Origin of the sequence: Streptococcus sp. 1449 (assembly GCF_013276805.1) — a bacterium.
GTDB lineage: Bacteria > Bacillota > Bacilli > Lactobacillales > Streptococcaceae > Streptococcus > Streptococcus pseudopneumoniae.
This window is the reverse complement of the sequence record NZ_VMLS01000097.1, coordinates 1-7,438: the sequence shown is the minus strand read 5'-3', so window position 1 is coordinate 7,438 and position 7,438 is coordinate 1. Positions and strand designations below refer to the sequence as shown.

The window sequence follows — 7,438 nt, the reverse complement described above, 5'->3', positions numbered from 1 at the left end:
GCTATCTTGAAAAAGAAAGGAACAGATTTATTAAGGGAAGTCCCAACTATTTTTGAATGTTTGGAACGCTTTTTAAAAACTAAATGACTATAAAAAGAAATGCCACGCTATGAAGGCTCAAGCGATTGTCACAAGTCAAGGGAGAATTGTTTCTTTGGATATCGCTGTGAACTATTGTCATGATATGAAGTTGTTCAAAACGAGTCGCAGAAATATCGGACAAGCTGGTAAAATCTTGGCTGACAATGGTTATCAAGGACTCATGAAGCTATATCCTCTTTTGCAGGAAGTCTAATATTGTTATAAAATGATTTGAATTCCAAAATCACATTGTTCCGTCCGTATTTCATTTTACTGTATGTCTTCCTAAACTCCAAAGTTTCTGCGTCAAATTTCCTATTTTCACTGTAGTCTTTGACACTTCGAACGACAATTTGAATCATATATTCAAAAAAAATGAAAAATTTGTGCCAACAAGCCTAAATATTCTGAAAATTTGTTTGATTTTTAATGGATAATGTGATATAATGGTTGTCAATCTATAATTCACATAAACAGAGGAGTAGAAAATGAAAAAAAATCGTGTATTTGCTACAGCAGGTCTTGTTTTATTAGCAGCAGGTGTACTTGCAGCATGCAGTTCTTCAAAATCATCTGATTCATCAGCCCCTAAAGCTTATGGCTATGTTTATACAGCAGACCCAGAAACCTTGGACTACCTGATTTCAAGTAAAAATAGTACAACAGTAGTGACTTCAAATGGGATTGATGGTTTATTCACTAACGATAATTACGGTAATCTTGCTCCTGCAGTTGCAGAGGATTGGGAAGTCTCTAAGGATGGTTTGACCTACACTTATAAGATTCGTAAAGGGGTTAAATGGTTTACCTCTGATGGAGAAGAATATGCAGAGGTGACGGCTAAAGATTTCGTGAACGGTTTAAAACACGCAGCAGATAAAAAATCAGAAGCTATGTATTTAGCTGAAAATTCGGTTAAAGGCTTGGCAGATTATCTATCAGGAACTTCAACAGATTTTTCAACAGTTGGTGTCAAGGCGGTTGATGATTATACGTTACAATACACTTTGAACCAGCCTGAACCGTTCTGGAACTCTAAGTTGACCTATTCTATTTTCTGGCCTCTGAATGAAGAATTCGAAACATCAAAAGGAAGCGATTTTGCTAAACCAACAGATCCGACATCCTTGCTTTATAATGGTCCATTCTTGTTGAAAGGGTTGACTGCAAAATCTTCTGTAGAGTTTGTAAAAAATGAGCAATATTGGGATAAAGAAAATGTCCACCTAGATACTATCAATCTAGCTTACTATGATGGATCAGATCAGGAGTCGCTAGAGCGTAACTTCACTAGTGGAGCTTATAGTTATGCCCGTCTTTACCCTACCAGCTCCAACTATTCTAAGGTTGCAGAAGAATACAAGGACAATATCTATTACACACAATCAGGCTCTGGGATTGCTGGTCTGGGTGTGAATATTGATCGCCAAAGTTACAACTATACTTCTAAAACTACAGATTCAGAGAAAGTAGCTACTAAGAAGGCATTGCTTAACAAAGATTTCCGTCAAGCCTTGAATTTTGCTCTTGATCGCTCAGCTTACTCAGCTCAAATCAATGGTAAAGATGGAGCAGCTTTAGCAGTTCGTAATTTATTTGTAAAACCAGACTTTGTTTCAGCTGGTGAGAAGACCTTTGGTGATTTAGTCGCTGCTCAACTTCCTGCTTATGGAGATGAGTGGAAAGGTGTGAATTTAGCTGATGGGCAGGATGGTTTATTCAATGCTGACAAGGCCAAGGCAGAGTTTGCGAAAGCTAAGAAAGCTTTAGAAGCAGATGGCGTTCAGTTTCCTATTCATCTGGATGTTCCAGTAGACCAAGCAGCAAAAGGCTACATCGCCCGTATTCAGTCCTTTAAACAATCTGTAGAAACAGTTCTTGGTGTTGAAAATGTCGTTGTCGATATTCAACAAATGACAAGTGATGAATTCCTTAATATTACTTACTATGCTGCCAATGCTTCATCTGAGGATTGGGATGTATCAGGAGGAGTTTCATGGGGTCCAGACTATCAAGACCCATCTACTTACCTGGATATTTTAAAAACAACTAGCAGTGAAACTACAAAAACATATTTAGGATTTGATAATCCAAATAGCCCTTCAGTAGTTCAAGTTGGTTTGAAAGAATACGATAAATTAGTTGATGAAGCTGCCAGAGAGACAAGCGACTTGAATGTCCGTTATGAAAAATATGCAGCGGCTCAAGCATGGTTGACAGATAGTTCACTCTTTATTCCTGCTATGGCTTCTTCTGGTGCAGCACCAGTGCTTTCACGAATTGTTCCATTTACTGGAGCTTCTGCGCAAACAGGCTCTAAGGGGTCAGATGTTTACTTCAAATATTTGAAATTACAAGATAAAGTGGTGACTAAGGAAGAGTATGAAAAAGCTCGTGAAAAATGGTTGAAAGAAAAAGCTGAATCAAATGAGAAAGCTCAAAAAGAATTGGCAAGTCATGTGAAGTAAATAATTTCTAATAGAACTTTCTCTCCATGAGGAGAAGGTTCTTTTGGGATTTTTAAAGGAAATAATATGAAAAAATATATTTTTATGCGTGTTTTGCGGTCATTGGTTTCGATTTTCTTAGTAACGACTTTGACCTACACGATTATCTATACCTTGGTTCCTCGAAAATTGATTTTCAAGCAGGATCCTAACTATAATAAAATTGCGACAACGGCTGATAAACGTGATAACTATGAAAATACTGTGTTTGAGCGTATGGGCTACATTGAGTATTACGATACTAAAGAGTTGCAAGAAAAGGCAAGTAGCATGGATTCTTCTGTAACAGTAGAAGCAAATGCGACCAATAAAGCTATTTATGAAAAGTACATCAATCAATTAGGTCATGGTTGGACCTTGGGAGAATTTACTGAAAGTGGTCAATTCTATGCTAGTCGTGAAATCCCCATTTTTGAACGTGTTTTTCACTTCTATGCTAACTTGATTGACATTGACCATACAAATAAAATCCAAGACCCTGAAAATCCAGACTTGAAACGTTACCTTCGTTTCGAAAATGATCCAGCTATCGGATGGTCATTGGTCGGTTCAGGAACTAAACATAAATATCTCTTGTACTTTAACAGTCAGTTCCCATTTGTGCATCAAAATTTTGTGAACATCAATTTAGGTGACTCTTACCCAACCTATGCTAATACACCAGTTCTTCAGGTTATTACTCAAGGTCAAGGACAAACCAAAACTGCCCAAGTTCAGTTCCCAACAGGTAAGAAAACGTCTTCTGTAAATATTTACTCAAGAACCTACAAGTCACCTAGTCAGGCTGACTCTCGTGAAGTAGCTAGCTATGGGAAAGATGATCCTTATACAGCGACTGAAAGTAATTACCAATATCCATCTATGATTGTCAGCTCTGCTATTACTGGTTTGATTGGTTTGGTGATTTCTTATGCGATTGCAGTGCCACTTGGTTCAGCCATGGCTCGTTTCAAGAACACTTGGATTGATAGCTTCTCAACAGGGGCTTTGACCTTCTTGCTTGCTCTTCCAACCATTGCCTTGGTTTACATCGTTCGATTGATTGGATCATCTATTGGTCTTCCAGATTCGTTCCCTATCTTGGGAGCTGGAGATTGGCGTTCTTACGTTTTACCAGCAGTCATCCTTGGTTTGTTGGGTGCTCCTGGTACAGCTATTTGGATTCGTCGTTACATGATTGACTTGCAATCTCAAGACTTTGTTCGTTTCGCTCGTGCAAAAGGTTTGTCTGAAAAAGAAATTTCAAACAAACACATCTTTAAAAATGCCATGGTTCCGCTGGTTTCAGGAATTCCTGGTGCTATTATTGGGGTTATCGGTGGTGCAACCCTTACTGAAACAGTCTTCGCCTTCCCAGGTATGGGTAAAATGTTGATTGACTCTGTAAAAGCATCTAATAACTCTATGGTCGTTGGTCTTGTCTTCATCTTTACATGTATTTCTATCTTCTCACGTCTTTTGGGAGATATTTGGATGACTATTATTGACCCACGTATTAAATTGACTGAGAAAGGAGGCAAATAATGTCTACAATCGATAAAGAAAAATTTCAGTTTATAAAACGTGACGATTTTGCCTCTGAAACTATTGATGCGCCAGCATATTCTTACTGGAAATCAGTGTTTAGACAATTTATGAAGAAAAAATCAACTGTAGTCATGTTGGGAATCTTGGTAGCCATCATTTTGATGAGTTTCATCTACCCAATGTTTTCTAAGTTTGATTTCAATGATGTCAGCAAGGTAAACGACTTTAGTGCTCGTTATATCAAGCCAAATGCTGAGCATTGGTTCGGTACAGACAGTAACGGTAAATCACTCTTTGACGGTGTCTGGTTTGGAGCTCGTAACTCTATCCTTATTTCTGTGATTGCGACAGTGATTAACTTGGTTATCGGTGTTTTTGTCGGTGGTATTTGGGGAATTTCAAAATCAGTTGACCGTGTTATGATGGAAGTTTATAACGTCATCTCAAACATCCCATCTCTTTTGATTGTCATTGTCTTGACTTACTCAATCGGAGCTGGATTCTGGAATCTGATTTTTGCTATGAGTGTGACGACATGGATTGGGATTGCCTTCATGATCCGTGTGCAAATCTTGCGTTATCGTGATTTGGAATACAACTTGGCGTCACGTACTTTGGGAACACCAACCTTGAAGATTGTTGCCAAAAACATTATGCCACAATTGGTATCTGTTATTGTGACAACGATGACTCAAATGCTTCCAAGCTTTATCTCATACGAAGCCTTCTTGTCTTTCTTCGGTCTTGGATTGCCGATTACAGTGCCAAGTTTGGGTCGTTTGATTTCGGATTATTCACAAAACGTAACAACCAATGCTTACTTGTTCTGGATTCCATTGACAACTCTTGTCTTGGTATCCTTGTCCCTTTTCGTAGTTGGTCAAAACTTAGCGGATGCTAGTGATCCACGTACACATAGATAGGAGTAGAAATGACAAAAGAAAAAAATGTAATTTTGACTGCTCGCGATATTGTCGTGGAATTTGACGTTCGTGACAAAGTATTGACAGCCATTCGCGGCGTTTCCCTTGAACTAGTTGAAGGAGAAGTATTAGCCTTGGTAGGTGAGTCAGGATCAGGTAAATCTGTTTTGACAAAGACCTTCACAGGTATGCTCGAAGAAAATGGTCGCATTGCCCAAGGTAGTATTGACTACCGTGGTCAGGATTTGACAGCCTTATCTTCTCACAAGGATTGGGAACAAATTCGTGGTGCTAAGATTGCGACTATCTTCCAGGATCCAATGACTAGTTTGGACCCCATTAAAACAATTGGTAGCCAGATTACAGAAGTTATTGTAAAACACCAAGGAAAAACAGCCAAGGAAGCAAAAGAATTGGCCATTGACTACATGAATAAGGTTGGGATTCCAGATGCAGATAGACGTTTTGATGAATACCCATTCCAATATTCTGGAGGAATGCGTCAACGTATCGTTATTGCGATTGCCCTTGCCTGCCGACCTGATGTCTTGATCTGTGATGAGCCAACAACTGCCTTGGATGTAACCATTCAAGCTCAGATTATTGATTTGCTAAAATCTTTACAAAACGAGTATCATTTCACAACAATCTTTATCACTCACGACCTTGGTGTGGTAGCAAGTATTGCGGATAAGGTAGCGGTTATGTATGCAGGAGAAATCGTTGAGTATGGAACTGTTGAGGAAGTCTTCTATGACGCTTGCCATCCATATACATGGAGTCTCTTGTCTAGCTTGCCTCAGCTTGCTGATGATAAAGGGGATCTTTACTCAATCCCAGGAACACCTCCGTCACTTTATACTGACTTGAAAGGGGATGCCTTTGCCTTGCGTTCTGACTATGCAATGCAGATTGACTTCGAACAAAAAGCTCCTCAATTCTCAGTATCAGAGACACATTGGGCTAAAACTTGGCTTCTTCATGAGGATGCTCCAAAAGTAGAAAAACCAGCTGTGATTGCAAATCTCCATGATAAGATCCGTGAAAAAATGGGATTTGCCCATCTGGCTGACTAGGAGGAAGGAAATGTCTGAAAAATTAGTAGAAATTAAAGATTTAGAAATTTCCTTCGGTGAAGGAAGTAAGAAGTTTGTCGCGGTTAAAAATGCTAACTTCTTTATCAACAAGGGAGAAACGTTCTCGCTTGTTGGTGAGTCAGGTAGTGGGAAAACAACTATTGGTCGTGCTATCATCGGTCTCAATGATACAAGTAATGGAGATATCATTTTTGAGGGTCAAAAGATTAATGGTAAGAAATCGCGTGAACAAGCTGCGGAATTGATTCGTCGTATCCAGATGATTTTCCAAGACCCTGCGGCAAGTTTGAATGAACGTGCGACTGTTGATTATATTATTTCTGAAGGTCTTTACAATCACCATTTGTTTAAGGATGAAGCAGAGCGTGAAGAGAAAGTTCAAAATATTATCCGTGAAGTGGGTCTGCTTGCTGAGCATTTGACTCGTTACCCTCATGAGTTTTCAGGTGGTCAACGTCAACGTATCGGTATTGCCCGTGCCTTGGTCATGCAACCAGACTTTGTTATTGCGGATGAACCAATTTCAGCCTTGGACGTTTCTGTGCGAGCCCAAGTCTTGAACTTGCTCAAAAAATTCCAAAAAGAACTTGGCTTGACCTATCTCTTTATCGCCCATGACTTGTCGGTTGTTCGTTTTATTTCAGATCGTATCGCAGTTATTTACAAGGGTGTTATTGTAGAGGTTGCAGAGACAGAAGAATTGTTTAACAATCCAATTCACCCATATACTCAAGCCTTGCTTTCAGCGGTACCAATTCCAGACCCAATCTTGGAACGTAAGAAGGTCTTGAAGGTTTACGACCCAAGTCAACACGACTATGAGACTGATAAACCATCCATGGTTGAAATCCGTCCAGGTCACTATATTTGGGCGAACCAAGCCGAATTGGCACGTTATCAAAAAGGACTAAACTAGTAATGGTTTTATAATTTCCATGTCAATTTTTAGGCTCTTTGTCAACTGTAGTGGGTTGAAGTCAGCTAAGCTCGAGAAAGGACAAATTTCGTCCTTTCTTTTTTGATGTTCAGAGCGATAAAAATCCGTTTTTTGAAGTTTTCAAAGTTCCGAAAACCAAAGGCATTGCGCTTGATAAGTTTGATGAGATTATTGGTTGCTTCCAATTTGGCGTTAGAATAGTGTAGTTGAAGGGCGTTGACAATCTTTTCTTTATCCTTGAGGAAGGTTTTAAAAACAGTCTGAAAAAGAGGATGAACCTGCTTTAGATTGTCCTCAATGAGTCCGAAAAATTTGTCAGGCTCTTTATTCTGGAGGGTAAACACGATGTACCACTAGAGATTCTTG

Annotated in this window: 6 protein-coding genes and 2 pseudogenes; 6 read left to right on the top strand and 2 right to left on the bottom strand. The window is 39.2% G+C overall.

Annotation, left to right across the window (positions count from 1 at the left end; all coding sequences use genetic code 11):
• Positions 1-91 precede the first annotated feature (91 nt).
• Positions 92-277: pseudogene (locus tag HT687_RS11165) on the top strand (transposase); the annotation flags it as partial.
• Here the strand turns inward: HT687_RS11165 and HT687_RS12110 are convergent.
• Positions 261-443, bottom strand: coding sequence for a hypothetical protein (locus HT687_RS12110; protein ID WP_079247630.1), 183 nt, complete (start codon positions 441-443; stop codon positions 261-263). The pseudogene HT687_RS11165 and the gene HT687_RS12110 sit on opposite strands and share 17 nt — an antisense overlap.
• Before the next feature lie 126 nt (positions 444-569).
• Here HT687_RS12110 and HT687_RS11160 point away from each other — a divergent pair, with 126 nt between their 5' ends.
• The 5 genes from HT687_RS11160 (at position 570) to HT687_RS11140 (ending at position 7,051) form a co-directional block, all read left to right on the top strand.
• A complete protein-coding gene (locus HT687_RS11160; RefSeq protein WP_138704222.1) occupies positions 570-2,549 on the top strand; it encodes a peptide ABC transporter substrate-binding protein in 1,980 nt (659 codons plus the stop codon).
• A 66-nt stretch (positions 2,550-2,615) separates the two neighbouring features.
• Positions 2,616-4,112 carry an ABC transporter permease gene (locus HT687_RS11155; protein ID WP_000759897.1) on the top strand — a complete coding sequence of 499 codons (1,497 nt, stop codon included), beginning with the start codon at positions 2,616-2,618 and terminating at the stop codon, positions 4,110-4,112.
• Positions 4,112-5,038: an oligopeptide ABC transporter permease OppC gene (oppC, locus tag HT687_RS11150; protein WP_000103690.1), complete on the top strand. Its 927-nt coding sequence runs from the start codon at positions 4,112-4,114 to the stop codon at positions 5,036-5,038. Before HT687_RS11155 ends, oppC begins: the two co-directional genes overlap by 1 nt.
• An 8-nt stretch (positions 5,039-5,046) precedes the next feature.
• Positions 5,047-6,114 (top strand): ABC transporter ATP-binding protein, encoded by a 1,068-nt coding sequence (locus HT687_RS11145; protein WP_000159548.1) that lies wholly within the window; start codon positions 5,047-5,049, stop codon positions 6,112-6,114.
• Positions 6,115-6,124: 10 nt separating this feature from the next.
• Positions 6,125-7,051 carry an ATP-binding cassette domain-containing protein gene (locus HT687_RS11140; protein WP_001291299.1) on the top strand — a complete coding sequence of 309 codons (927 nt, stop codon included), beginning with the start codon at positions 6,125-6,127 and terminating at the stop codon, positions 7,049-7,051.
• Positions 7,052-7,116: 65 nt separating this feature from the next.
• On the opposite strand, the pseudogene HT687_RS11135 reads toward HT687_RS11140, so the two are convergent.
• A pseudogene (locus HT687_RS11135) lies at positions 7,117-7,419 on the bottom strand (transposase); the annotation flags it as partial.
• Positions 7,420-7,438: the final 19 nt, after the last annotated feature.

What these genes read in the sequence shown, in the direction of transcription:
- HT687_RS11155 (WP_000759897.1), top strand. Translation starts at nt 2,616, where the DNA reads ATGAAAAAATATATTTTTATGCGTGTTTTGCGGTCATTGGTTTCGATT.
- oppC (WP_000103690.1), top strand. Translation starts at nt 4,112, where the DNA reads ATGTCTACAATCGATAAAGAAAAATTTCAGTTTATAAAACGTGACGAT.
- HT687_RS11140 (WP_001291299.1), top strand. Translation starts at nt 6,125, where the DNA reads ATGTCTGAAAAATTAGTAGAAATTAAAGATTTAGAAATTTCCTTCGGT.
- HT687_RS11145 (WP_000159548.1), top strand. Translation starts at nt 5,047, where the DNA reads ATGACAAAAGAAAAAAATGTAATTTTGACTGCTCGCGATATTGTCGTG.
- HT687_RS11160 (WP_138704222.1), top strand. Translation starts at nt 570, where the DNA reads ATGAAAAAAAATCGTGTATTTGCTACAGCAGGTCTTGTTTTATTAGCA.
- HT687_RS12110 (WP_079247630.1), bottom strand. Translation starts at nt 443, where the DNA reads ATGATTCAAATTGTCGTTCGAAGTGTCAAAGACTACAGTGAAAATAGG.